Consider the following 24,338-nt stretch of genomic DNA (forward strand, 5'->3'; position numbering starts at 1 on the left):
CAAAATGGCATGTAAAATAGCCTGTTACACCGACCTCACTGAAATTGAGAGATTATGATGCAACAGTTACAGAGTGTTATTGAAGCGGCCTTTGAGCGCCGTGCGGACATTACCCCAGCTAACGCTGACACTGCCACCCGTGACGCGGTAAATCAGGTTATCGCCCTGCTGGACAGCGGTGCCCTGCGCGTGGCTGAGAAAATCGGCGGCGAATGGATCACTCATCAGTGGCTGAAGAAAGCGGTACTGCTCTCTTTCCGCATCAATGACAATCAGGTAATTGATGGCGCAGAAAGCCGTTATTACGACAAAGTTCCAATGAAATTCGCTGACTACGATGAAGCGCGCTTTAAAAAAGAGGGCTTCCGTGTAGTACCACCAGCGGCCGTACGCCAGGGTGCATTTATCGCCCGTAACACCGTACTGATGCCTTCTTACGTCAATATCGGTGCTTATGTTGATGAAGGTTCTATGGTCGACACCTGGGCCACCGTGGGTTCATGCGCGCAAATCGGTAAAAACGTTCACCTGTCTGGTGGCGTTGGTATCGGCGGCGTGCTGGAGCCATTGCAGGCTAATCCGACCATCATCGAAGACAACTGCTTTATTGGCGCACGTTCAGAAATTGTTGAAGGCGTGATCGTTGAAGAGGGTTCGGTGATCTCCATGGGCGTGTATATCGGCCAGAGCACCAAGATCTTCGATCGTGAAACCGGCGAAGTGCACTACGGTCGCGTTCCAGCAGGTTCTGTGGTTGTTTCAGGTAACCTGCCATCGAAAGACGGCACCTACAGCCTGTACTGCGCGGTTATCGTTAAAAAAGTTGATGCCAAAACTTTGGGTAAAACCGGTATTAACGAACTGCTGCGTACCATCGACTAATCGTCGTACGGGCCACCCCGGTGGCCCGTAAATATTTCTTTCCACTTATCCCGACGACAACCTCTTTCACTGCGCGAAACAAGTGGTGCTATTGTGTACAATCTGCGCCATAATCCGCGCCAGAAAATCCTGTTCTTAAATTAACCGATCCTGACTGTTTCATGTGCGAAACATCAAGCACAAAGTACGGAACGAGCGAGCTAAGTGAAGACAAGGCGTAGCGCGCAGCCACCAGGGCATACATAAAGTATGTGAGGATGGCGAGCACTGCACAACGCAGTATTCACAACGCGCAGCCGGATCGACATCGACCGCCTAAGGAACTCAAAATATGTATGACAATTTGAAAGGGTTGGGTATTGCTTCACCTGAAGATATCGACCGCTACAGCCTGCGTCAGGAAGCAAATAATGACATCCTGAAAATTTATTTCCGCAAAGATAAAGGTGAGTTTTTCGCTAAAAGCGTGAAATTTAAATATCCGCGCCAGCGCAAAACCGTGGTGGCAGATAACGCCAGCCAGGGTTACAAAGAAGTTCAGGAAATCAGCCCTAACCTGCGCTATGTGATTGATGAGCTGGATCAGATTTGTCAGCGTGATCAGGTTGAAGTTGATCTTAAACGTAAAATCCTTGATGACCTGCGTCATCTGGAGAGCGTTGTTTCTAATAAAATTGCTGAGATTGAATCCGATCTGGATAAACTGACTCGCGGCGGTCGTTAAAATAAAAAAGGGGTAACCGTAAAAGGCCACCCCTGATATTTATTCCAGTGAAAGAGCGGATCTGATTGTTAGATCCGCTCTTTTTCATCTGGATTACTGCATCAGCAGATAAATGCTGGCATCACCACGCTGAATATTCAGCGCCAGTACTGACGGTTTGGTATCGAGGATTTTACGCAGCTCACCCAGATTAGCGATTGGCTGCTGGTTAACACCTAAAATCACATCATCTTTCTTCAAGCCAATACGCGCCGCAGCAGAGCCAGCTTTAACGTTATCGACTTTAACGCCTTTTACACCTTTCACATCATAGTTACTCAGATCGGCGCCTTCGATGCCGTTGTAGATGGTGCCGGAATCCACTTTCGCCGCACTGCTTTGCTGCAATGCCACGGTCACTTTCATCGGCTTACCATCACGAATCAGACCCAGCTCCATTTTGGTACCTACCGGCAGCGAACCGACTTCTGCACGCAGCGCAGCAAAGCTGGAGATCGACTTGTTATTCAGCGAGACAATCACGTCACCGGCTTTAATGCCCGCCTGAGCGGCTGAAGACTTCGGCAGCACCTGACTGACAAAAGCACCGCGCTGGGCATCAACTTTCATCGCTTTTGCCAGCTCAGAGTTCAGTTCGGTTCCCATGATACCCAGTTCGCCACGCTTCACCTGGCCGAATTCGACCATCTGCGAGGTCAGGTTTTTCACCATATTACTTGGGATGGCGAAGCCAATACCGATATTGCCACCGTCCGGAGCGAGGATTGCGGTGTTAATCCCGATCAGCTCACCATTCAGATTTACCAGCGCACCGCCGGAGTTACCACGGTTAATCGCCGCATCGGTCTGGATAAAGTTTTCGTAGTTTTCCACGTTCAGGCCGCTACGGCCCAGCGCAGAAACAATACCTGAGGTCACGGTTTCACCCAGGCCGTACGGGTTACCAATGGCAACCGTGTAGTCACCTACGCGCAGACTGTCAGAGTCAGCAATCTTAATGGCGGTCAGGTTCTTCGCATCAATCAGCTGGATCAGCGCGATATCGGAGCGCGGGTCTTTACCGATTATTTTCGCTTCGTATTTACGACCATCACTCAGCTGAACCTGAATTTTAGTGGCGTTATCCACTACGTGGTTGTTAGTCACCACATAACCTTTAGCAGCATCAATCACCACGCCTGAACCCAGGGCGCGGAATTTCTGCTGCTGATTATCTGCCCCGCCATTGCCTCTCCCCTGCGGACCGCCATCCTGACACATTGGCGAGCCCTGGAAAGGAGATCCATCCTGGCAGAATGGCGAGTTATCACCAAAGAACTGCTGGAACTGCTGAGGCATACGTGGTGTACGCACCGTAGTGCTGCCTTCCACATTAATGCTGACAACTGAAGGCATAACCTTTTCCAGCATAGGTGCCAGGCTTGGCAGCTGCTGGGTTGTCGACGAAGACGCAGTTTCGGCTGCGGTAGCGGCTAACGGATTTAACGCCAGCCCCAGACTCAGAGCCAGTGCACTCAATACTAAAGTAGTTTTTTTCATTAGTCGGATTCTCAAGTGATTCAGTGAAGTAACCATTGCTGTGGTTGTGAAGGTGAGATTAATTTTTTAGCGCGAAGTTCATGTTTAAATTTAAATGATAAGTAAAAATATATTGTCATTCTTTACAAATCATAACCCCCCTCCTGACTTATTCCACCGCCATCAGTCGCCGGTACTCATCCCATGCATACAGATCGGTCATCCCACTAATGTAATCCTGCAATAAACGCACGCGATAATAATATTCCCAGATAGCCTCTTCCTCTGGACTTTTATCCAAAGATTCCACTGCTTCGCTGTAGGCAAGACGGAAGCGTGTCGATAGTTTATGGAACAGGCGGGTTTCAATAGGATAGCCTTTTAAATAATCTTTTTCCGTTAATTCGCTGAACTCTTCCTGTGTTAACCGCAGCAGCGGCCGGTAGATCTCCAGCAGGCCGCTAATTACCCGATAGCCTTGTAACTCCAGCTGCTCAACTTCCGGATGATTAAATACATGACGGAAAGCGACTTTTTTGAAAATATCCAGCAGCTGACTGTGCGGGCTGCCATCTTCCAGTAACGCTTCGTTAAACTCACCGTTAAAAACCGCAGGCAGATGGTCAATAAAGCGGCTGGCCGCATGGGGAACCAATTCAGCCACAGTGTTCACACGCAGATACATGAAGAACTGATCTTCATTGCTCAGGTTTGTCCGGCGACTGCGGGATTTATCCAGCGCGCTGGTGACCACGGTAGCGAACAGATCCTCTGTCTGATGGTCAGGCCAGAGCTGGAATAAATGTTGATACAACTGCTCAACGGTGAAGATATTTTTTTCTACTGCATCTTCTAAATCAGCTACACAGTAAGAAATATCATCAGCGGCTTCCATAATATAGGTGAGCGGGAAACGACAGTGCGGCTGAAGGTCTAATTGCTCACGCAGTCGTTCAATATATTCCTCTTCAGCCAGGTAATATCCTGGTTTTTTCATTAAATAGCTGTGGCTGGCAGGAACAGCACCGCTATGCCAGGCAGGACGCGTGTACTTCAAAATACAGCCAACCTGTGCCCACGTGAGATTCATCTTCATCAAAGTATGCACCATGCGGATTGCCTGAGCATTACCTTCAAAGTGGGATAAGTCCTGACGAACTTTCGCCCGCAGTTCATTCAGGCCATCTTCCTGATGGTGGAGTACCGCTGGCACACAACGATCTTCGCGCCCACTCTCTGGCTGCCAGCCTGCATCCAGCTGCTGACTGAACCAGTCATTAATCGCCGCCTCGCCAAAATGACCAAACGGTGGGTTGCCAATATCGTGCATCAGACAGGCCATCTCAACGATGCTTTCAAACGGCCCGGTTAACTGCTCCAGCCCCAGCGACGCCAGGCAATCGGCCTCATGCAGGCGCGTAAGCACTTCTTTGGCGATATAACGCCCCACCTGTTGCACTTCCAGCGAGTGAGTCAGCCGGGTACGTACTGCGGCATTTCGCTCCAGCGGGAAGACCTGCGTTTTCTGCTGCAAGCGGCGAATAGCCGCCGAATTAATGATTCTGCCGCGATCGCTTTCAAAGATACGCAGAATTTCATGCTCATCCTTTGGCCCCTGATACGGGCGATAGCGCCGCTGCCAGTTGATTTTTTTGCGAAAGTCGATCCCGGTCATACCTTGTTCCCTCTGGTTAACGGCGCAGTCATTCTCGCAGTGGAGTTTATGTTTGTCATGATAGACTATGCCCCGTAATGAAAGGCAAATTCCACTACTTCAGAGAGTATCCCTATGAAAGCAGGCATTATTGGCGCAATGGAACAGGAAGTGACGCTGCTGCGTGACAAAATTGAAAACCGTCAGACTCTGACTTTGGCGGGCTGTGAAATTTACACCGGCACACTGAATGGCGTAGAGGTTGCTCTGCTGAAATCAGGTATTGGCAAGGTTTCAGCGGCGATGGGTACCACCCTGCTGCTGGAGCTGTGCAAACCTGATGTGGTGATCAACACCGGTTCAGCCGGTGGTCTGGCACCTACGCTAAAAGTTGGCGATATTGTGGTCTCTGATGAAGTGCGCTATCACGATGCCGACGTCACGGCGTTTGGCTATGAGCCTGGCCAGATGGCGGGCTGCCCGGCAGCCTTCAAAGCAGATGAGAAACTGATTACCGCTGCCGAAGAGTGCATCGGTCAGTTGAATCTGAATGCAGTTCGTGGTCTGGTCGTCAGCGGCGATGCCTTTATCAACGGTGCCGCTCCGCTGGCCCGCATTCGCAGCACCTTCCCGCAGGCGATTGCAGTTGAGATGGAAGCGACGGCAATCGGCCATGTGTGCCACCAGTTCGGCACTCCGTTTGTGGTAGTTCGCGCCATTTCTGATGTGGCGGATCAGGAGTCTCACCTCAGCTTTGACGAGTTCCTTGTGGTCGCAGCCCGGCAATCGTCACTGATGGTAGAAACCCTGCTGGCTCATCTTTCCCGTGGCTAAAAGACTCTGTAGCCTGATACTGCTGTGGCTGGCCTGCGCCGCCACGGTTCAGGCTGCCCCCCGGGTAGTCACGCTGGCACCGAACCTTACTGAACTGGCCTTTGCGGCTGGTATAACGCCGGTCGGAGTTAGCGCATACTCCGATTACCCCCCTGCCGCACAGCAGATCGAACAGGTTGCTAACTGGCAGGGGATTAACAGTGAAAAACTGCTGAGGCTGAAACCGGATGTGGTGATTGCCTGGAAAGGTGGCGCCCCGCAGCGTCAGATCGATCAGCTTCAGGCGCTGGGTATAACCGTGGTCTGGCTGGCACCGGATTCTATTGCAGAGCTGATTTCCAGCCTGCGTCGGCTCGCAGCTTTTAGCCCGCAGCCCGCACAGGCAGAACAGGCCGCAGCGGTGCTACAACAGCAGTTTGCTGAACTGCGTCAGCGCTATCAGCACTCCACTGTCAAACGCGTCTTTCTCCAGTTTGGCCTTAAACCGCTGTTTACCGCCTCGGGAAACACGCTACAAAATGAAGTACTACAACTGTGTGGCGGAGAGAATATCTTTGCCGATTCGCGCGTACCCTGGCCTCAGGTCAGCCGTGAGCAGGTGCTGTTACGTCACCCCGCCGCAATAGTCACCCCCGGCGATAGCGCCCATGCGATGCAGATTGCCGCCTTCTGGCAGCCCCAGCTGAATATCCCGGTGATTGCTATCAATGATGACTGGATTAGCCGTGCAGGCCCGCGTATGATTCTGGCCGCTCAAAAGATGTGCAGTGCTTTACACTCCTTCGGGCAACCGTAACCACAATAATCATCACCAAAGATGAGTAAAGTTTCGGCAAAAATTGCCGTTAACCTGTAGTAACGGGCGATGTTTCGTTCGTTTTTTTCAGGGTATCTGCCCTGTTTTTATTACCAGGAATTTGCATCATGAAAACCGTTTATCTGGCTCTCGGGCTGATGATGACGGGCCACGCCTTTGCCGCTTCCACCACCGGCAGCATTGGTGTGAAATTAACCATCTACTCGCAGTGCAGCGTGGAAGGCAGTAACCTGTCTGCCACCCGGGCGCCCCCCGGCATTGCGTGTGGAAAACAACCTGAAGCGCAGCCAAAAGTGACACAAACCGTGGTTACTCGCGATGCGGATACCGGACAGGAAAGAAGGTTAGTTACCGTCGAATGGTAAGCTCTTAACAAACTGTATGAAATGATTGGCGCAGCTGCGGCGTCATGCGTCATGCATTATAAAGGTGATATTTACCCGAAATAATTGCCGTTGCAGCAAGGCGATAAGAGAGCGAGTCCCCGGGAGCTTACACTGGTAAGTGACCGGGGCGAGAGCGCGCAGCCAACGCAGCTGCGGCGTCATGCGTCATGCATTATAAAGGTAATATTTACCCGAAATAATTGCCGTTGCAGCAAGGCGATAAGAGAGCGAGTCCCCGGGAGCTTACACTGGTAAGTGACCGGGGCGAGAGCGCGCAGCCAACGCAGCTGCGGCGTCATGCGTCATGCGTCATGCGTCATGCGTCATGCACTATAAAGGTGATATTTACCCGAAATAATTGCCGTTGCAGCAAGGCGGCAAGAGAGCGAGTCCCCGGGAGCTTACACTGGTAAGTGACCGGGGCGAGAGCGCGCAGCCAACGCAGCTGCGGCGTCATAAAGGTGATATTTACCCGAAATAATTGGCGTTGCAGCAAGGCGGCAAGAGAGCGAGTCCCCGGGAGCTTACACTGGTAAGTGACCGGGGCGAGAGAGCGCAGCCAACGCAGCTGCGGCGTCAAGTATGAAGGGTAAATCAGATGCTGAAAGAGGAGCCGCACCCACAGGTCGTCTTGGCATTCGGGTTTGTCACAATAAAGCGCGATCCTTCCAGCCCTTCGGTATAATCCACTGCGCCGCCCACCAGATATTGCAGGCTCATCGGGTCGACAACCAGCGCCACACCTGACTTCTCAATGGTCATATCACCATCGTTAATTTTATCGTCAAAGGTAAAACCATACTGGAAACCGCTACAGCCGCCACCGGTGATGTAGACGCGCAGTTTCAGATCCGGGTTATTCTCATCGGAAATCAGGTTTTTAACTTTACTGGCCGCCGCTTCAGTAAATTGCAGGGGCAGTACTGCTACATCGTCGCTCATAGGTAACTCCAGTATACATACAGGCCGGTGCCTGAAAGGTCACAAATCGACCATAATTATTGTCATTATCTAACACAGTGGGATCGCAATCAAGTTTAGCCTGTACCACCCTGTGCGGTGGCTGCCTGGTTATCGCGCTGCTGCTGTTTCGCTAAGGTGCGGGCCAGCAGCGAGGAATACAAGGGTTCTCCCCCCAGAAATTGGGCCAGTAGTGTGGCTCCCAGGCAGGTAATGATCATCGGCAGGATCAGCTGATAGTTATCGGTCATTTCCAGAACCAGCACAATCCCGGTGAGCGGTGCACGGACGGAGGCGGCAAACAGCGCTCCCATTCCGGCGATAGCAAAGGTGGCGGCTTGCAGATGATATTCCGGAAGCCAGAAAGCTGCACACAGGCCAAACGCAGTGCCCAGCAGCGTGCCAAGCGCCAGCATGGGAGCAAAAATACCTCCGGGCGCTCCGGAGCAGAAACATAACAGCGTCGTCGCCAGACGCACAATAAACAGGAAAAGCAGCATTCCGATGGAGAAATTCCCAGCTGCCGCCAGGGGGATCAGACTGGAGCCACCCCCGGCTGCGGCCGGTAGCAGCAGGCCCAGCACACCGCACAGCCCGCCCAGCAGTGCGCCGATCAGCAGCACTTTATTGATGCGGCCACCGTGTAATCGCTGAAACAGATCCTGAATACGAAATATAAGCTGGTTAAACATCACCCCGACCACGCCAAACACCATTCCCAGCAACAGATACAGCCACAGCGTATTGACCGGTGCATCGGCCAGACGACCAATCTCGATCACTGCATGTTCACCGTTAAAAATACGGAACACCACGCTCGACATAATCACACCGACGAAAACGGCCTTGATGGAGATCAGGCTGTAGCGGAACTGCAACCTCATCTCTTCAATAATAAACAGGATCCCGGCAAGTGGTGCATTGAATGCTGCCGCCAGCCCCGCTGCCGCACCGGTAGCCAGCAGCGTATGACGCGCCTCGGTGCTTTTCATGCGAAAGATATCCAGCAGCATGCGACCGATATTGCCGCCCATCTGTACCGTCGGCCCTTCACGCCCCAGTACCATTCCAGCCCCCAGCGTGCCCATACCGCCGACAAACTTAACCGGGATCACCCGCCACCAGCGCACCGGGCGCAGCTCCTCCAGCGCGCCTTCAATTTCCGGAATACCTGACCCCGCAGCCTCCGATGCAAAGCGGCGTACCAGATAATAGCCGACTGTCGCCAGCAGAGCAGAGGCTATAAAGGCAAGCAAACACATGATCAGCGGATGATTTTCCAGTGTCAGCAGCTCGCGGGTTCGCAGGTCAATAATTGCGTTTACCACCTTTTCGAAAGCTACCCCGACCAGACCGGTCAGCGTTCCGGCAATCCCCGCCATCACCAGGATCAGCAGCGGGGTTTTATCACGCCTCAGCAACAGTCGCAGAAAATCGCCGCGCCGGGCAGGCACAACCTTCAGATCGTCAGTAGAGGAGGTTTGCTGATTCATAGGCCATTCATTTCACTGTAAAGACAGGTCAATATATTACTCGTTCCCGCCATTAATACCCGAGCTTAAATTCTCTCTAATCGTGTCAGAGACAGTATCAGCCTTTGGCTGCTCCGCGAAGTTCACTTAGAATAGAGCGTTGTTACATGAATTATCAGGAGTGGTTCCATGAGTAAGTCTGAAAATCTGTACGCCCAGGCGCAGCAGTTAATACCCGGTGGCGTTAACTCGCCGGTGCGAGCCTTTAACGGCGTTGGCGGCGTACCGCTGTTTATCGAGCGTGCTGACGGAGCATTGCTCTACGATGCGGATGGCAAAGCCTATATCGACTATGTCGGCTCCTGGGGCCCGATGGTGCTGGGCCATAATCACCCTGCTATCCGGAATGCGGTGATCGAAGCGGCCGGGCGTGGCCTGAGCTTTGGTGCCCCGACTGAGATGGAAGTAAAAATGGCGAAGCTGGTCACCGAACTGGTGCCAACGATGGATATGGTGCGCATGGTTAACTCCGGCACCGAAGCCACCATGAGCGCCATTCGCCTGGCGCGTGGTTTCACCCACCGCGACAAAATTATCAAATTTGAAGGCTGTTACCACGGTCACGCCGACTGCCTGCTGGTAAAAGCAGGCTCCGGCGCGCTGACGCTGGGCCAGCCGAACTCACCGGGTGTCCCGGCTGATTTCGCCAAACATACTCTGACCTGCACGTTTAACGATCTGACCACGGTTCGCGCTGCCTTTGAGCAATATCCGGAAGAGATCGCCTGTATTATCGTTGAGCCGGTAGCAGGCAATATGAACTGCATTCCTCCGCAGCCGGACTTCCTGCCTGGTCTGCGTGCACTTTGCGATGAGTTTGGTGCGCTGCTGATTATCGATGAAGTGATGACCGGTTTCCGCGTGGCACTGGCGGGTGCTCAGGCTTACTACGGCGTGAAGCCGGATCTGACCTGCCTCGGCAAAATCATTGGTGGAGGTATGCCGGTGGGAGCCTTTGGTGGACGCCGCGAAGTAATGGAAGCGCTGGCGCCTGGCGGCCCGGTGTATCAGGCAGGAACCCTGTCTGGTAACCCGATTGCGATGGCGGCGGGCTTTGCCTGCCTGACAGAAGTTGCTCGCCCTGGCACCCATGAAACCCTGACCCGTCTGACCACGCAGCTGGCCGATGGCCTGCTGGCGGCGGCAAAAGCCGAAAATATCCCGCTGGTTGTTAACCATGTTGGCGGTATGTTCGGGATATTCTTCACTGATGCAGAGAGTGTGACACGCTATGCGGATGTGACGAAATGCGACGTTGAGCGCTTTAAACGTTTCTTCCACCTGATGCTGGAGGAAGGGGTTTATCTGGCACCGTCCGCCTATGAAGCAGGCTTTATGTCGCTGGCACACAGCCCGGCAGATATTCAGCGTACCATCGATGCCGCGCAACGCAGCTTCGCGAAATTGTAATAAGCCAGACGGGCGGGATATCTCCCGCCACGACGGATTGTGTAGGGGCCAGGCATGCCTGGCCCTTTTTATACCTTACGCAACAGATAGATAAAGTAAGGTGCGCCGATAAACGTTGCCAGCAACCCCGCCGGGATCTGATCCGGAAACGACAGCATCCTTCCACACCAGTCCGCCGCCACCATCAGCCCTCCCCCTAACAGCGCCGCCATCACCTGCTGCGGTAAGGCACGCCGGAAACCAAGCATGCGGGCAATATGCGGAGCCATCAGTCCGACAAAACTTAACGGCCCGATAGTCAGCGTTGCGGCGGCAGTCAGTACCGCAGCCAGCAGCAGCAGCGTAAGACGCGAAGGCGTTAGCGCCATACCAACCGCACGGGCGGTAGCTCCACCAAGTGGTAAAATCGTCAGCCAGCGGCGACATAGCGGTACCAGCGCCAGCAGCACCACCATAATAATCAGCGTGCGCTTCGCTTGCAGGACATCAATGTTATAGGTTGATCCGGAGATCCACGTCAGCAGATTCGCCATGCGCGGATCGCCACTGGCAAGCAGCAGCATCATCAGTGTGGTAAAAGCGGTACTCAGCGCCATCCCGGCCAGCAGCATCCGCTCTGGCGAGAAGCCACCGCGTCCGGCCGCTATCGAGATAACCAGCAGCGTCAGTGCCGCGCCAATGCTCCCGGCAGGCAGTAACCACCCAAATGCATCCCCCGGCACGATAAACAGCATCACCACTACGCCGAACGCCGCACCGGAACTGATGCCCAGCACTTCCGGACTGGCCATCGGGTTACCGGTCAGGCGCTGCACCACACAGCCCGCCACGCCGAGCATCATGCCGGTTGCCATCGCCGCCACCAGACGCGGCCAGCGCCAGGGAAGCAGCTGCTGCCACAGTTCACCCGTGGCCCACACCCAGCCGTTGGCATCCCGTCCGAAGCTTAACGCCACCGCCATTAACAGCAGCAGCACTGCGCCGCCGACAAATGCCCACCACAGCACCCGGTGGCGTTCCATCGGCACATTATCGCCCTGGTTCATCGCTGGCGGTATCGATCCGGTACGCAGGCGCGGCAGCAGCCACAGCAGCAGCGGCGCACCGATAACGGCGGTGACCGTCCCCGTGGAAATCTCCCCCATACGGCTGGTCAGCCATAGCACCGACTGATCCGCCAGCCACAGCAGCAGCGCACCGATTAACGGCGCCAGCAGCAGACGACTGAGTAAGCGACGGAAGCCCAGCATCTTCGCCAGCAGAGGCGAGAACAGCCCGATAAAGCCAATAATACCCACTGCATTAACCAGCGAGGCGCTGATTAAGATCGCCAGCGCCAGCACGCCAAAACGCGCCAGGGAGATAGCCAGGCCGAGGTTTTTCGCCACGCCGTCATCCAGCCCCATCAGCGTCATCGGACGCAGCAGCAGCAGCGTCAATGCCAGCCCGCCGAGCAAACGAGGCCAGAGGAACTCAACGTTACTCCAGTCCATCTGATTCAGTGAACCGGTGCTCCACAGGAACATATTTTGCAGCTGATCATGATTGAAGATGGCAAATATCTGGTTTACCGCACCGCAATACAACGAGACCACCAGCCCTGCGAGGATCAGCGTCACTGGTGACATGCGTTTACCCCAGGCAACACCAAAGACGATCAGCCCCACCAGCACGGCCCCCGTCATCGCTGCCAGCTGCTGGGTCACCATACCGCCCGGCACACCCCATAGCGTTACCACGGTCAGCCCCAGCTGGGCGCCGCTGGCAACGCCGAGAGTTGCGGGTTCCGCCAGCGGATTGCGCAGCACCTGCTGGAACAGCAGACCGACCAGCCCCAGGCCTGCGCCCGCCAGCAGGGAAAGTGTCAGGCGCGGCATCAGGCTGTAATGAAACACCATCTGATCAATGCGGTTCGTATCCGGCGTCAGCAACGCGGTCAACCACAGCTGATGCGGCAGTCGTTGTTGCAGATTAATTAACGTCAACGCCAGCGCGACGATAAACAGTACGCTTAACAGCAGAACAGGCAGGCGATAGTGGCGCATCATTTCACCTCCAGCGCATGATCAAGGCTGCCGATCAGCTGCATCGCTGAGAGCGTGGCTCCATAGAACCAGACGCGCGGCATCTGTTTAAAACGCCCGCTGCGCACAAAGGGCAGCGACTGCCAGAGGGCGGTGGCGGTCACCTGGTCAACAATATTCTGATTACCATGTTCAAAGCCGATAGCGTCAACATCCCCCAGCTCTGCCAGACGTTCAATGCCGATCACCACGCTGCCCCAGAAGGTAGTCTCCGCTTTCCAGGCATTTTCCAGCCCGACATTGTCCAGCACTTCCTGAAACAGCCCGTTGGCGCTGAAAACAATGACATGACGCGGGTCGAGAATGGACATCAGCAGCAGCGGGCGCTTAGGCCGATTAGCCAGTTTGGTTTTCAGCCGCTGAAGCTGATTATCCAGATCGGCGAGGTGGGCCACGGCCTGCGGAACGCGATCGATATGCGTTGCCAGCTTCATCAGCGAGTGACGCGCACTGGTTAACGGTTTACCCGTGCCGCCCTCATTAAAGGTAAAACCCAGGCCTGGCGCAATGCGCATAAAACGTGCCGGATCCGGGCCATAGCCCTGTGAATAGAGGATCAGGGAAGGTTTCATCTGGGTGATCAGTTCAAGATTGGGTTCGGTGCGTAGCCCGACATCCACCACGGACTCAGGCAGCTGTGGCTCACCAACCCACTGGCGATAGCCGTAGAGTTCCGCAGCGCCCGCTGGCATCACGCCCAGCGCCATCAGCAGTTCGAGGGGTAGCCACTCCAGCGCGATAATGCGCTGCTCCGTGGCGGCACGTGCAGCAAAAGGGAACTGGGCCAGCAGCGGGGACAAGGCCAGTGCCGTTAGCAAACGGCGACGCATAATATCCGGCATCACAACATCAATCCTTAAAGCCCATTCCAACGGCCTTATTGAATAAGCGCTTAATAAACAAAGCTCACCGGTGCCCCACCCTGCGGATGCGGCAAAATACCCATCGGAATGCCATAAATCTGTTCCAGCACTTCTCCGGTCATAATCTCTGCGGGGCCGCCCTGAGCAATCATTTCGCCACTGCGCAGCGCCACCAGATGGTCGCAGTAGCGCGCGGCCATATTGATATCGTGCAGTACGGCAATCACCGTCAGGCCACGTTCACGACTGAGGCGCTGGATCAGCGCCAGCACGTCAACCTGATGGGCGATATCCAGCGCAGACGTTGGCTCATCCAGCAGCAGGCAACGGCTGTTTTGCGCCACCAGCATGGCAATCCATGCGCGCTGACGTTCACCGCCGGACAGACTATCCACCAGGCGATGTGCAAAAGGTTTTAGTCCGACAAGTGCAATCGCTTCATCAACACGTTCCCGATCTTCCACCCCATAGCGCCCCAGCGCACCGTGCCACGGATAGCGACCAATGGCGACCAGCTCACGTACCGTCATCCCTTCTGCCGCCGGCAGCTGCTGCGGAAGATAGGCGACTTCACGGGCAAAAGCTTTGCTCTGCCAGCTGGCAACGGGCTGCTGATTAAGCAACACCTGTCCGGATGATGCCGCGTGATGGCGGCCAAGCATTTTCAGCAGCGTCGATTTCCCGGAGCCATTGTGGCCTATCAGGCCACAGACTTTTCCGGCAGGAAAGGCCAGCGACAACGGCTGTAACAGTGTCCGGCCCGGAACGCTAAAACTGACACGATCCAGGGTGAAGGTCGTTTCTGAGGTGTGCTGTTGTTGCATGGTGATCTTCTGATTGGCGGGCGCAGCGAACCGCGCCCGGTGAGACATTTAGAAACGGAAGGTGGCAGTACCAACAATCTGACGTTCCGCGCCCCAGTAGCAGGCGTGTTCACGATAACAGCTGGCAACATACTCGCGGTCAAACAGGTTATTAACGTTTACGCCAATAGAAGAACCTGGCAGGCCAAAGCGTGCCAGATCGTATTTAATTACCGCATCAACCAGCGTGTAGCCTGCCACATCAAAGTTCTGATCCTGTTTGTCGCCATTACTTTCCTGATGACGATAGAGACCTTTGCTTTCGCCGACATAACGCAGACCGGTGCCCAGCGTCAGACCAGAGACAGGGCCGTCATTGAAGGTGTAGTCACCCCAAAGTGACGCCATGTGCTTAGGCACCTGCACTGGTGTTTTGCCCCGCAGATAGTTGTCTTCGGTGTATTCAGCATCGGTGTAGCTGTAAGAGGCAGTGATATTAATATTGGCATTTACAGCAGCTTTTGCCTCAAATTCAAAACCACGCGAACGGATTTCGCCACCCTGTACGCTGAACAATGGCGCTGTCGGATCGCCCATCAGGTTGTTATTTTTGGTCAGCTGATAAACCGCACCAGTCAGCACAATCGGGCGGTCTTTCGGCACATATTTCACCCCCGCTTCATACTGTTTTGCACGGGAAGGGGTGAAGGTTTCACCGCCAATGGTGGTGCCGGTATTAGGAATAAAGGATTCGCTATAGCTGAAGTAAGGTGCAATACCATTATCAAAGACATAGTTAACACCGCCGCGCCAGGTGAACGCCTGATCGTGGGTTTTATTCTCGCTTCCGTTACGATCAAAGGCAGACATGGTGAGATAGTCATAACGACCGCCCAGCGTCAGTACCCAGCGATCCCACTCCATCTGATCCTGAGCATACAGGCCAGTCTGTACCTGCTTATTAAGATACTGATAAGGGTTGTAAAGTGCGGTTGGCTGATCGTTGCCATACTGTGGATTTAGCGCATCCAGCGGTGCGGCGGCTCCAAAGATTGCATCAATATCATTTCTAGAACGCTGATAATCCACGCCCATCAACAGCGTATGATCCAGCTCTCCGGTAGCAAATTTAGCCTGAGCCTGGGTATCTACCGCGAACTGATTCAGTTTTTCCTCAGAATGAGCATAACCGCGGTCAATGGTATTATTTTCCGTATTCAGGCCGTTACCATAAATACTCAGATAGTTGGTGCGCATCTGGGCGTAACGTAAATTCTGACGTACGGTCCAGGTATCATTGAAGGCATGGTCGAAGCTATAACCAACCATTTTCGTATTACGCGAGATCTTATTGCTGTTTTCGCCTTCATCAAAGTCACTCGGCAACTTATGCTGATTGCCGTTAGCATCGGTAATCGGTACGACCGTTCCCTCACGCGGCAGCCAGCCGTAATAGCCCGTTTCCGGTTCATTCTGGAAGTAGCTCAGGAAGGTGAAATTAGTATTCTCATCTGGCTGCCAGCTAAAGGAAGGCGCAATCGTATAGCGCTTCTCTTTATTCATCTCCTGCTGGGCATCTGCACTGCGTGCCAGACCAGTCAGGCGGTAAGAAAACTCTCCGCTATCATCCAGAGCATCGCTGAAGTCAAATCCTGTGGAAAACAGGTTATCGGTACCCATCTGGAACTGCACTTCACGCAGGGGTTCAGTGGTTGGTCTCTTGCTTACCATCGCCACAATTCCACCGGGATTACTCTTGCCATAAAGGACTGAAGTCGGCCCCCGCATCAGCTCTACACGCTCAAGGAAATAGGGATCGACGGCAAACTCAGAGTAGTTATCACCCTGTAACTTCAATCCATTGAGATACTGATTGGTATTTGTTTCGCTAAAACCACGAATGGATAAGGCATCAATAACGTTGGAAGCACCGCGGTTACCTACCATCACTCCCGTGGTATAGCCCAGTGCTTCTTTCACTGATAACGGCTGATGCGTCTGCATTTCCTGGCTGGTCACAACTGATACAGACTGCGGGTTTTTCTCAATTGGCGTGTCGGTTTTCGTGCCGGTGGCGCTGTGTTTTGCTGCAATAGTCGGGGCCGGCCCCCAGGCGCTTTCCTGTGGCTCACCGCCCGCATTAGCAGTGACATTAATCGTCTGCTCTGCGGCAGCACAGGCTGCTCCGCTGGTGAGGGACAAGGCAACAAAAGCTGCCAGTTGACATTTTGCTGTCTTCAGATGGGGAAACCTGGTGAGTAAATCGTGCGCGCGAGCCATTGAGCTTTTCTCTAAACAAGGATTGTTGAATGTGAAACGAAACGATAATTATTATTATATCGCTTGGATAATATGCGAAACAAAGTAAGTTCTGCAAGAAAAAATCCCCGCATTATCTGCCACACAAGCGGCATGGAGATTGAGGCGGGGAGGAATTATTGGCGTTTTTTGACAACCGGGAAAAGCATTTCCCGGTTAATTACGAGGGTGTTTGTGACAGATCAAAAAAAGCTATCGATTAAGCTCCTGTTTTACCTGTTCTAATACCAGCCTGAACTGCGAAATACTTTGCAGATGCGCAAATTCAACGGCACCGACATAGCGACCGGCATCGACATCACTCTGCCAGTGAGCACCACAAACCACCCTGCTCTGACCAAACTCCCAGCCACGCTTCGCCAACTCCCTGGCTTTATCTGGTTTAGCTTCTGCCAGCATCAGGGCAAACGCCGTACCAAAAGTGGTATGCCCGGAGGGATAAGAGCCATCTTTACGCATTCCGGCCTCCTGAGAAGATGACTCACAGCTATGATGGCCATAAACGACGAAAGGACGCGTGCGCATATAGTATTTTTTTGCTGCTGCCGGAGCATATCTGGTCACAATTAACATGTTCCGCAACATATACCAGGTTGCCGGCGTGGTGCTTTCACTGATGGTTACCCCGAGAATCGGCGAGAAGATTTTAGCTATATTTGCCGGACTCAGATTGGCATCGCCCGTGGCCTGGTGCCAGCGCGGCGATCCTTTCAGGGCATAGCCGTTAAGATAGGCGCCTTTATCATTAGTAAAACCGGGGCTTTGCTCTGTTGGCGGCGGCGGCAGATAATCGAGGCTGTTCACCGCCTGCTGTTCAGTGTGAAAAGGTACCATGGGGGTTGTGGGGGTGATTGCTGCGTAAGTGGATGGGAGCGTAATCAGAGCGCTGCCGATTATCAGGCCTAAAATACGAGATGATGTTTTCATTTAAATTCCCTTTTAATAGTAAGATCCACAGTCATATTTACTTCAAGGGGTAACTAAAAAATGAGAGCCTCACCTCATTAATTGATAGATTAATTTCAACGGTCTCCTTTAAGCACCGTAAATCAAAAAACATAATTTAATCAATAGTTTGAATTTATCACAATTAGAAACACCCCTGAATATCAGGTATAAAAAAAGCCGGTTTCCCGGCTTTTTTATTTGGCTTATTGTTTGGCTTAGATAAGGTTATTTGCCGAACATATCCTTGATCCAACCTGCCACGCCATCGCTATCTTTCTGCTCATTTTGCGGTTGTTGCTGCTGCTGCTGCTGTTGAGCAGGCTGCTGATTCTGCTGCTGCAACATCTGCTGCTGCTGCTGAACCTGCTGCTGCTGTTGCTGGCACAGGGCTCCAGCATCGGTTGTCCAGACTGGCAGACGACGCCAGCTGCTGCTGGCACTGTCGCAGACGAAATTACCGGCAGAATCCACGTTCATCGGGGCAATATCTTCCGGTGGCGTGAGGGTTAACGGCATCGGAGCCTGATTTTCCAGGTAACGACGATAGAGCTGCATCGCACCGCTGGCACCATATAGCTTGGTTGGCTGGTTGTTATCGCGACCAATCCAGGTAATCGCCACTTCCTTGCCATCAATACCGGCAAACCAGCTATCGACCAGATTGTTGGTAGTACCGGTTTTACCCGCCAGCGTGGCTTTCGGGAACTTCGCGCCTAAGGCACGAGCCGTACCGTGATCGGCCACCTGCTGCATGGTATACAGCGTCAGATAGGCCGCCTGGGCAGGAACGGCGCGCTCGGCCTGCGGGAAGCTCTGATACAGTACGGTGCCATCTTCAGCAATGACCGAGCGCAAGGCCGAAAGCGGTGCCCGGCTACCGCCGCTGGCAATGGTCTGGAAGGCCTGCGCCACTTCAACCGGCGTCAGGTTTAGCGCACCCAGCAGCATGGCCGGTACAGGATGAAGCTGATCCTGCGGCACACCCAGTTTAGTCCAGGTATCCACCACCTGCGGCAGACCCAGCGTCATCCCCAGGTTGACCGTTGGTACGTTCATCGAATTGGTCAGCGCATCCACCAGCATCACCTGCCCGCTGAAACGATGATCGTCATTCTGCGGCTTCCATACTTGCCCGTTCGGCTGTTTTAGCGCAATCGGGTTATCTGCAATCCAGGTATTCAGACGATAGGTATCAGGCTGGCTCAGAGCCGTCAGATAGGTAGCAGGTTTAGCCAGTGAACCAATGGAGCGGCGCGCCTGCAAGGCACGGTTATAGCCCGCAAACTGCGGATCGGCACCGCCCACCATGGCACGAACTTCACCGCTGAAGCGGTCAACCACCACCATCGCGGTTTCCAGATCGTTCACACCACGCTGTTTACGCAGCGCCGGGATCCCCTCTTCCACCGACTTCTCGGCAGCACCCTGTGAAACTGAATCCAGCGTGGTGAAAATTTTCACCCCGGAGAGATCTTTCACTTTATCGCCAAGTTTGCTCTGTAACTCGTTGCGCACCATCTGCATAAACGCTGGCTGCGGGGTGATCACACCGCCTTTCGGCTGAACGCCCAGCGGACGCGCACTCAGCATGTCGTACAGCTCCTGGTCGATCACCTTCTGCTGCTGCAACAGACGCAGTACCAGATTACGACGCTCCAGCGACAGTTTAGGGTTACGCCATGGGTTATATAGCGACGCACCTTTCACCATACCAACCAGCAGCGCCTGCTGATCCAGACTCAGCTCATCAACCGGGCGGCCAAAGTAATACAGACTGGCCAGCGGGAAACCACGGATCTGATCGTTACCGGCCTGACCGAGGTACACCTCATTCAGGTACAGCTCAAGAATGCGATCTTTGCTGTAGCGCGCATCCATAATCAGCGCCATATAGGCTTCGTTGGCTTTACGCCACAGCGAGCGCTCGTTGGTCAGGAACAGGTTCTTCACCAGCTGCTGGGTCAGCGTACTGCCGCCCTGCACTGCACGGCCAGCGGTGATGTTGGCGAGGAAAGCACGGCCAATGGAATAGAAACTGATGCCATCATGCTGGTAGAAATGACGGTCTTCGGTGGCAACCAGCGTATCCACCAGCAGATCCGGGAATCCGGCGCGAGGCACAAACAGACGCTGCTCACCGTTTGGCGACTGCAACATGGTGATCAGGCGCGGATCGAGACGGAAGAAGCCAAAGCTGCGGCCGTTGTCGAGGTTCTTGATATCACTCAGCTGATCGCCGCTGAAGGTCAGGCGTGCGCGGATCTGCCCCTCTTTACTGTCGGGGAAATCAAACGGACGACGGATCATCTCAATGCTGTTGGCCTGCACGGTAAATTCGCCTGGACGGGTCATGCGCGTCACTTCGCGGTACTGTGTGCCTTCCAGCAGCGTGATCATCTCTTTTTTGTTGTACGACATGCCTGGCTCAAGGTTGACCATTCGGCCATACACCGTGGCCGGGAGCTGCCAGACTTTGCCGTCAATACGGCTGCGGATCTGCGAATCAAGATAGAAACCATAAATGGCCATCACCACCGCGAAGATCAGAAATAGCTTAAACAGTAAGCCAATCCAGCCTCTTTTCTTACGCGTACCGCGTCCTTTTCCTTTACGTGGCATCGGGGTTACCTCTTCTTCATCCTGATCATCATCCTGATCGTCATAGTCATCATATTCTTCTTCCCTGCGGCGACTACGCCCCGCTTTATTACGCGGAGGCTGAGGCTGTTTTCCTTTGCGCCCGATAGGTTCGCGATCGTCAGACATGTCTTTTATTTCTCCAGGGGGCAGGCGTCGGCAAGGCCGACTACTCTCGTCGCACAGCGGCAGTTACGGAACCAGAACCTTCTGAAAGCATTATGCTGGCCCGCAAGCGCGACAGAATACCATTTATTAACGGCAGGCTTCATCCCGAATTGTTTTAGGGTAAGTATCTGCTGCCCGTTACACAGGAATAATCATTACTCTTCCTGATGCAGCAGCTGGATCACACGCGCATGCTCACCGGCATCAAGGCAGACAAACTCCGGCAGGAGGCTGGCGGCGGCCTGCTTCAGGGCATCAATCAGTGCCAGAACGCTGGGACGCGGCGGCTTTGACTGCGGCGTGGTGACGCCAAAATAATAGGGGATCTCCACATCCAGCTCTCTGATCGCCACGCCCGCCACGGGTAAGCCATAAGCGGTGACCGGTTCAAGTATCGCCACGCCTAAACCAGAACGAATGCAGGCCAGAATATTGACCGATGAGTTGGTTTCAATCACCCCCGCCGGTTTAACCCGCGCCTTGCGCAATACCTGTTCATAACGCCTGCGCAGACGATAAGGGTTATAGGGAGTAATCAACTTACGCGACATCAAATCGCTTAACAGCACCTGTCCTTTTTGCGCCAGCGGGTCATCTTCGCGCAACGCAATCACGCAGCGCGACTGGCCGATCCAGTGCACCTGAGCGCCCTGATGCTCCAGCGGCAGGCTGCTGATACCCAGCTCGGCCTTGCCGGTAATAATGGCATGTGCGGTCTGTTCGGCGGAGTCACTCAGGATCTGCACGGAATCATCCAGATTTATCAGCGCCAGCGCCTCAGGCAGCAGGCCGGAAGACATCGAGGGCGTGGCAGCAATCAGCAGCGGCGTTTTCTCTTCTTTCCAGATCTCATTGGCGCGCAGACGAATCTGTTGCAGCGAGGTCAGCGCCGTCGCCACGTATTCGTGCAGACGTAATGCCTGCTCCGTCGGGTAAATCCTTGGCCCGTTTCGCAGAAACAGCGGATACCCGAGGGTGTTCTCCAGATCCTGAATCAGCCGCGATACCGCCGGTTGCGAACGCTGCAATACTTTGGCTGCCGCTGTCACACTCCCGGACGAAATGACCGCTGAGAAAGCCTGAAGCTGGCGAAGATCAAGATCGTTAAGTGAAGCTATGTTCTGCATCCGGGGGATCCTTTTTTTCAGCAGCCATAATTATCTAGTGCATTTTTTGAATAAGCTAATTATTAATTAGTATTAAGAATACACATACATACTAATTCATAATGCGTTTTACATATACTACGAGGGCTTAATGATGTCAGCAGAGAGTAGCAACAAAACCGGTCTGGACGCGCTTGAAAAAAGGCTGTCTGAGGATTTGTCTTTGCTGGAACTGCCCGCGAAATCCTGGGTGCCCGCACGTCAGTATAATGGCGCTCCCGTCCGCGACGTGGTCGTGATCGGTGGCGGTATGTGTGGTCTGGCGGCAACAGCGAAGCTGATTCTCAGCGGGATCGATAACGTCGTCGCCTACGATGCGGCACCTTCCGGTCTGGAAGGGCCGTGGGTGACGTTTGCCCGCATGGAAACGCTGCGTTCTCCTAAAACCCTGCACGGCCCGGCTCTGGGCCTGCCGCAGCTCACCTTCCGTGCCTGGTTTACAGCGCAGTGGGGAGATGAAGCCTGGGCGTCACTGGATAAAATTCCTAAAAATCAGTGGATGGATTATCTCATCTGGTATCGCCAGGTTCTGGCGCTGCCGGTACGAAATAATGTGCGGATGACCGGCATTTCTGCCGCCGGGGATCTGATTGCCCTCGATCTCGACGGTGCCGAGAGCGGCCGCGTTTATACCCGCCACCTGGTTCTGGCAACCGGCCGCTCCGGACTGGGCGGTTTTGCGGTTCCCGAATCTCTCCAGGGCGTTGATCGCTCGCTCTGGTCACACTCCGCCGATGATATCGATTTCACCGCGCTGCGCGGCAAACGACTGGCGGTGATCGGGGCAGGCGCCTCGTCGATGGATAACGCCGCTGCGGCGCTGGAGTCCGGCGCTGGGTCTGTTGACCTGCTGATCCGCCGTAAAGAGATGCCGCGCATTAACAAGATGACCGGCATCGGCAGCCAGGGAGTGGTGCACGGGATGCATCTGCTGCCCGACGCATGGAAATGGAAGTTTGTTGACTATACCAACACCACCCAGACGCCACCGCCACGCTCTTCTACGCTGCGCGTCTCCCGTCATGCGAATGCACGCTTCCTGCTGGACTGCGGCATCAAAACGGTAAATGAGGAAGCGGGTGAACTGCTGATCGACACCACGCAAGGGCCGCTGCGCTACGATTTCCTGATTGCTGCAACGGGCTTTACCAACGACTTTAACGGCCGCCCGGAGTTTGCCGCCATCGCGCCGCATATCCGTACCTGGGCGGACGGGCGCTACACGCCGGAGATGGGCGCGCCGCGACCTGGAATGCTGGCTTCCCCCGATCTCGGGCCGGGCTTTGAATTCCGCGAGCGCATATCCGGTTCCTGCCCGATGCTGGCAAAGATTCACTGCTTCAACGATGCCGCCATGCTGACGCACGGTAAAGTTTCCGGCGATATTCCGGCGGTCAGCGCCGGAGCCGATCGTCTGGTGCGGGGCATTGCTTCCGCGCTATTTGCTGACGATGTCGACACACATTTCGCCAGTCTGGTGGCATACGACATCCCAGAACTGCTGGGAGATGAATGGACTGACTCCACTCCCCAACTACAGAAGGATAATGCATTGTGATTGATGCTATCGATAAGGCGGCGGGCCTTGATGCAGAAGATGCGCTGTACGGCACCCGACGCTTTCGCCCGGAGTTTGTAGAGGGTGCCGAACTGTGCCGTCTCTCTGTGCTGCACCCGGAAAACGATCAGGGTCTGTCTACCGACTGGCGTCTTGCCGTGGCGTTGCGCATCGCAACCCTGAATGACGATGCGGCACTGGTAGCGCAGTACAGCACACAGCTGGCGGAGTTCACCCCTGATGCCGCGCTGTTCGACTTTGCCCGGGGGGCGACGCCGCCGGATGAACCGCTGGCGACCCTCGCCCGTCATGTTGACCTCGTCACCCTGACTCCGGGTAAGGCTGATGCGGGTACCGTCGCACGGCTGGATGCAGCTGGATGGAATAATCCGCAAATCGTCGCGCTCTCCGAGCTGATCGCCTTTGTGAATTTTCAGACCAAAGTGGCCAGCGGTTTGCGCCTGATGAGGATCTCATGATCCCTTCCGTTACCCTGAAGCCACTGAGCTGGCATCCGTATATCACCCCGGTGGAAGTGGCAGATGCCACCCCGGCACAGATTGAGGCGATGAAGGTCACGCCGTCCAATAAAAAAGTCTCGGAATATGTCCGCACGCTGGCGCACGACCCGGAAAGTTATGTCGCCCGCACGGTGCTGTTTAACGCCATTATGTATGTCGATGGCGGACTCCCGCACGCCGACCGTGAGCTGGGTGCGCTGGGAGCTTCCATGGTCAATGGCTGCAAGTTCTGCGCCGTGGTTCATGCGCGCCGTCACTCCGGTCTGACTAAGAACAGCAGCGTGGTGAGTGCGCTCTATTTCGCCAGGCCCGAACAGCTCGGCCCGCGTGATGCGGCCATTTACCATTTTGCCCGCCAGCTGTCGGCAGTGCCGTCGCAGGCGACAGAGGAAGATATTATCCGCCTGCGATCCGTCGGCATGAATGACGTTGATATTGTCGATCTGATCCACGCCATCTCCATCTTCGGCTGGGCAAACCGTCTGATGCACGTTCTCGGCCATGCCGATAGCGGCAGCTAAAGCGACTTAACGCCAACTGCGCCAGGAAACTGA

At 54.5% G+C, this 24,338-nt stretch carries 20 protein-coding genes; 9 read left to right on the forward strand and 11 right to left on the reverse strand.

Translation table 11 applies throughout. From position 1 onward, the window contains the following. Positions 1 to 57: 57 nt before the first annotated feature. On the forward strand, positions 58 to 882 hold the full coding sequence (dapD, locus tag GN242_RS17140) for a 2,3,4,5-tetrahydropyridine-2,6-dicarboxylate N-succinyltransferase (RefSeq protein ID WP_154752885.1): 825 nt from the start codon (positions 58 to 60) through the stop codon (positions 880 to 882). A gap of 331 nt (positions 883 to 1,213) precedes the next feature. Further along, positions 1,214 to 1,606, forward strand: coding sequence for a DUF3461 family protein (locus GN242_RS17145; protein ID WP_154752597.1), 393 nt, complete (start codon positions 1,214 to 1,216; stop codon positions 1,604 to 1,606). A gap of 93 nt (positions 1,607 to 1,699) precedes the next feature. On the opposite strand, the gene degP is transcribed toward GN242_RS17145, so the two are convergent. After that, positions 1,700 to 3,145, reverse strand: coding sequence for a serine endoprotease DegP (gene degP, locus GN242_RS17150; RefSeq protein ID WP_154752598.1), 1,446 nt, complete (start codon positions 3,143 to 3,145; stop codon positions 1,700 to 1,702). Positions 3,146 to 3,293: 148 nt separating this feature from the next. Continuing rightward, a complete protein-coding gene (dgt, locus tag GN242_RS17155; RefSeq protein ID WP_154752599.1) occupies positions 3,294 to 4,799 on the reverse strand; it encodes a dGTPase in 1,506 nt (501 codons plus the stop codon). Between the two features lie 114 nt (positions 4,800 to 4,913). On the opposite strand from dgt, the gene mtnN reads away from it, so the two are divergent. The 3 genes from mtnN (at position 4,914) to GN242_RS17170 (ending at position 6,794) form a co-directional block, all read left to right on the forward strand. Next, positions 4,914 to 5,612, forward strand: coding sequence for a 5'-methylthioadenosine/S-adenosylhomocysteine nucleosidase (gene mtnN / locus GN242_RS17160; protein WP_154752600.1), 699 nt, complete (start codon positions 4,914 to 4,916; stop codon positions 5,610 to 5,612). After that, positions 5,605 to 6,408 carry a vitamin B12 ABC transporter substrate-binding protein BtuF gene (gene btuF, locus GN242_RS17165; protein ID WP_156287893.1) on the forward strand — a complete coding sequence of 268 codons (804 nt, stop codon included), beginning with the start codon at positions 5,605 to 5,607 and terminating at the stop codon, positions 6,406 to 6,408. Before mtnN ends, btuF begins: the two co-directional genes overlap by 8 nt. Before the next feature lie 128 nt (positions 6,409 to 6,536). After that, on the forward strand, positions 6,537 to 6,794 hold the full coding sequence (locus GN242_RS17170; RefSeq protein WP_156287894.1) for a hypothetical protein: 258 nt from the start codon (positions 6,537 to 6,539) through the stop codon (positions 6,792 to 6,794). 615 nt (positions 6,795 to 7,409) lie between these two features. On the opposite strand, the gene erpA is transcribed toward GN242_RS17170, so the two are convergent. Together erpA and clcA are read right to left on the reverse strand one after the other, a co-directional pair. After that, on the reverse strand, positions 7,410 to 7,757 hold the full coding sequence (gene erpA / locus GN242_RS17175; protein ID WP_154752602.1) for an iron-sulfur cluster insertion protein ErpA: 348 nt from the start codon (positions 7,755 to 7,757) through the stop codon (positions 7,410 to 7,412). 95 nt (positions 7,758 to 7,852) lie between these two features. Next, entirely contained in the window at positions 7,853 to 9,268 is a 1,416-nt protein-coding gene (clcA, locus tag GN242_RS17180) for a H(+)/Cl(-) exchange transporter ClcA (RefSeq protein WP_154752603.1), read from the reverse strand. A 168-nt stretch (positions 9,269 to 9,436) separates the two neighbouring features. Between clcA and hemL the strand changes: the two genes are divergently transcribed. Then, positions 9,437 to 10,717, forward strand: coding sequence for a glutamate-1-semialdehyde 2,1-aminomutase (gene hemL / locus GN242_RS17185; protein ID WP_156287895.1), 1,281 nt, complete (start codon positions 9,437 to 9,439; stop codon positions 10,715 to 10,717). A 68-nt stretch (positions 10,718 to 10,785) separates the two neighbouring features. Here hemL and fhuB read toward each other — a convergent pair whose 3' ends face one another. From fhuB to GN242_RS17220, 7 genes are all read right to left on the reverse strand, one after another. Then, positions 10,786 to 12,762 carry a Fe(3+)-hydroxamate ABC transporter permease FhuB gene (gene fhuB / locus GN242_RS17190; protein WP_156288308.1) on the reverse strand — a complete coding sequence of 659 codons (1,977 nt, stop codon included), beginning with the start codon at positions 12,760 to 12,762 and terminating at the stop codon, positions 10,786 to 10,788. Beyond that, positions 12,762 to 13,643 carry a Fe(3+)-hydroxamate ABC transporter substrate-binding protein FhuD gene (gene fhuD, locus GN242_RS17195; RefSeq protein ID WP_156288310.1) on the reverse strand — a complete coding sequence of 294 codons (882 nt, stop codon included), beginning with the start codon at positions 13,641 to 13,643 and terminating at the stop codon, positions 12,762 to 12,764. The genes fhuB and fhuD overlap by 1 nt, the downstream gene beginning before the upstream one ends. Positions 13,644 to 13,693: 50 nt before the next feature. Next, positions 13,694 to 14,488 carry a Fe3+-hydroxamate ABC transporter ATP-binding protein FhuC gene (fhuC, locus tag GN242_RS17200; protein WP_156287896.1) on the reverse strand — a complete coding sequence of 265 codons (795 nt, stop codon included), beginning with the start codon at positions 14,486 to 14,488 and terminating at the stop codon, positions 13,694 to 13,696. Between the two features lie 48 nt (positions 14,489 to 14,536). Continuing rightward, complete coding sequence (fhuA, locus tag GN242_RS17205; protein ID WP_154752606.1) at positions 14,537 to 16,747, reverse strand: ferrichrome porin FhuA; 2,211 nt, start codon at positions 16,745 to 16,747, stop codon at positions 14,537 to 14,539. A gap of 231 nt (positions 16,748 to 16,978) precedes the next feature. Beyond that, complete coding sequence (locus tag GN242_RS17210) at positions 16,979 to 17,713, reverse strand: acid phosphatase (protein ID WP_305038621.1); 735 nt, start codon at positions 17,711 to 17,713, stop codon at positions 16,979 to 16,981. Between the two features lie 246 nt (positions 17,714 to 17,959). After that, a complete protein-coding gene (gene mrcB / locus GN242_RS17215; protein WP_156287897.1) occupies positions 17,960 to 20,500 on the reverse strand; it encodes a bifunctional glycosyl transferase/transpeptidase in 2,541 nt (846 codons plus the stop codon). Between the two features lie 194 nt (positions 20,501 to 20,694). Further along, positions 20,695 to 21,657: a LysR family transcriptional regulator gene (locus tag GN242_RS17220; RefSeq protein ID WP_197094803.1), complete on the reverse strand. Its 963-nt coding sequence runs from the start codon at positions 21,655 to 21,657 to the stop codon at positions 20,695 to 20,697. Positions 21,658 to 21,799: 142 nt separating this feature from the next. On the opposite strand from GN242_RS17220, the gene GN242_RS17225 reads away from it, so the two are divergent. From GN242_RS17225 to GN242_RS17235, 3 genes are read left to right on the forward strand one after another with little or no spacing between them, the layout of a single operon-like run. After that, positions 21,800 to 23,263, forward strand: a complete 1,464-nt coding sequence (locus tag GN242_RS17225) for an NAD(P)-binding domain-containing protein (RefSeq protein ID WP_156288312.1) — start codon at positions 21,800 to 21,802, stop codon at positions 23,261 to 23,263. Beyond that, positions 23,260 to 23,742 (forward strand): CMD domain-containing protein, encoded by a 483-nt coding sequence (locus GN242_RS17230; RefSeq protein WP_156287898.1) that lies wholly within the window; start codon positions 23,260 to 23,262, stop codon positions 23,740 to 23,742. The genes GN242_RS17225 and GN242_RS17230 overlap by 4 nt, the downstream gene beginning before the upstream one ends. Then, positions 23,739 to 24,305, forward strand: coding sequence for a peroxidase-related enzyme (locus GN242_RS17235; RefSeq protein WP_154752609.1), 567 nt, complete (start codon positions 23,739 to 23,741; stop codon positions 24,303 to 24,305). The genes GN242_RS17230 and GN242_RS17235 overlap by 4 nt, the downstream gene beginning before the upstream one ends. Positions 24,306 to 24,338: the final 33 nt, after the last annotated feature.

The organism is Erwinia sorbitola (assembly GCF_009738185.1).
GTDB classification, from domain to species: Bacteria; Pseudomonadota; Gammaproteobacteria; order Enterobacterales; family Enterobacteriaceae; genus Erwinia; species Erwinia sorbitola.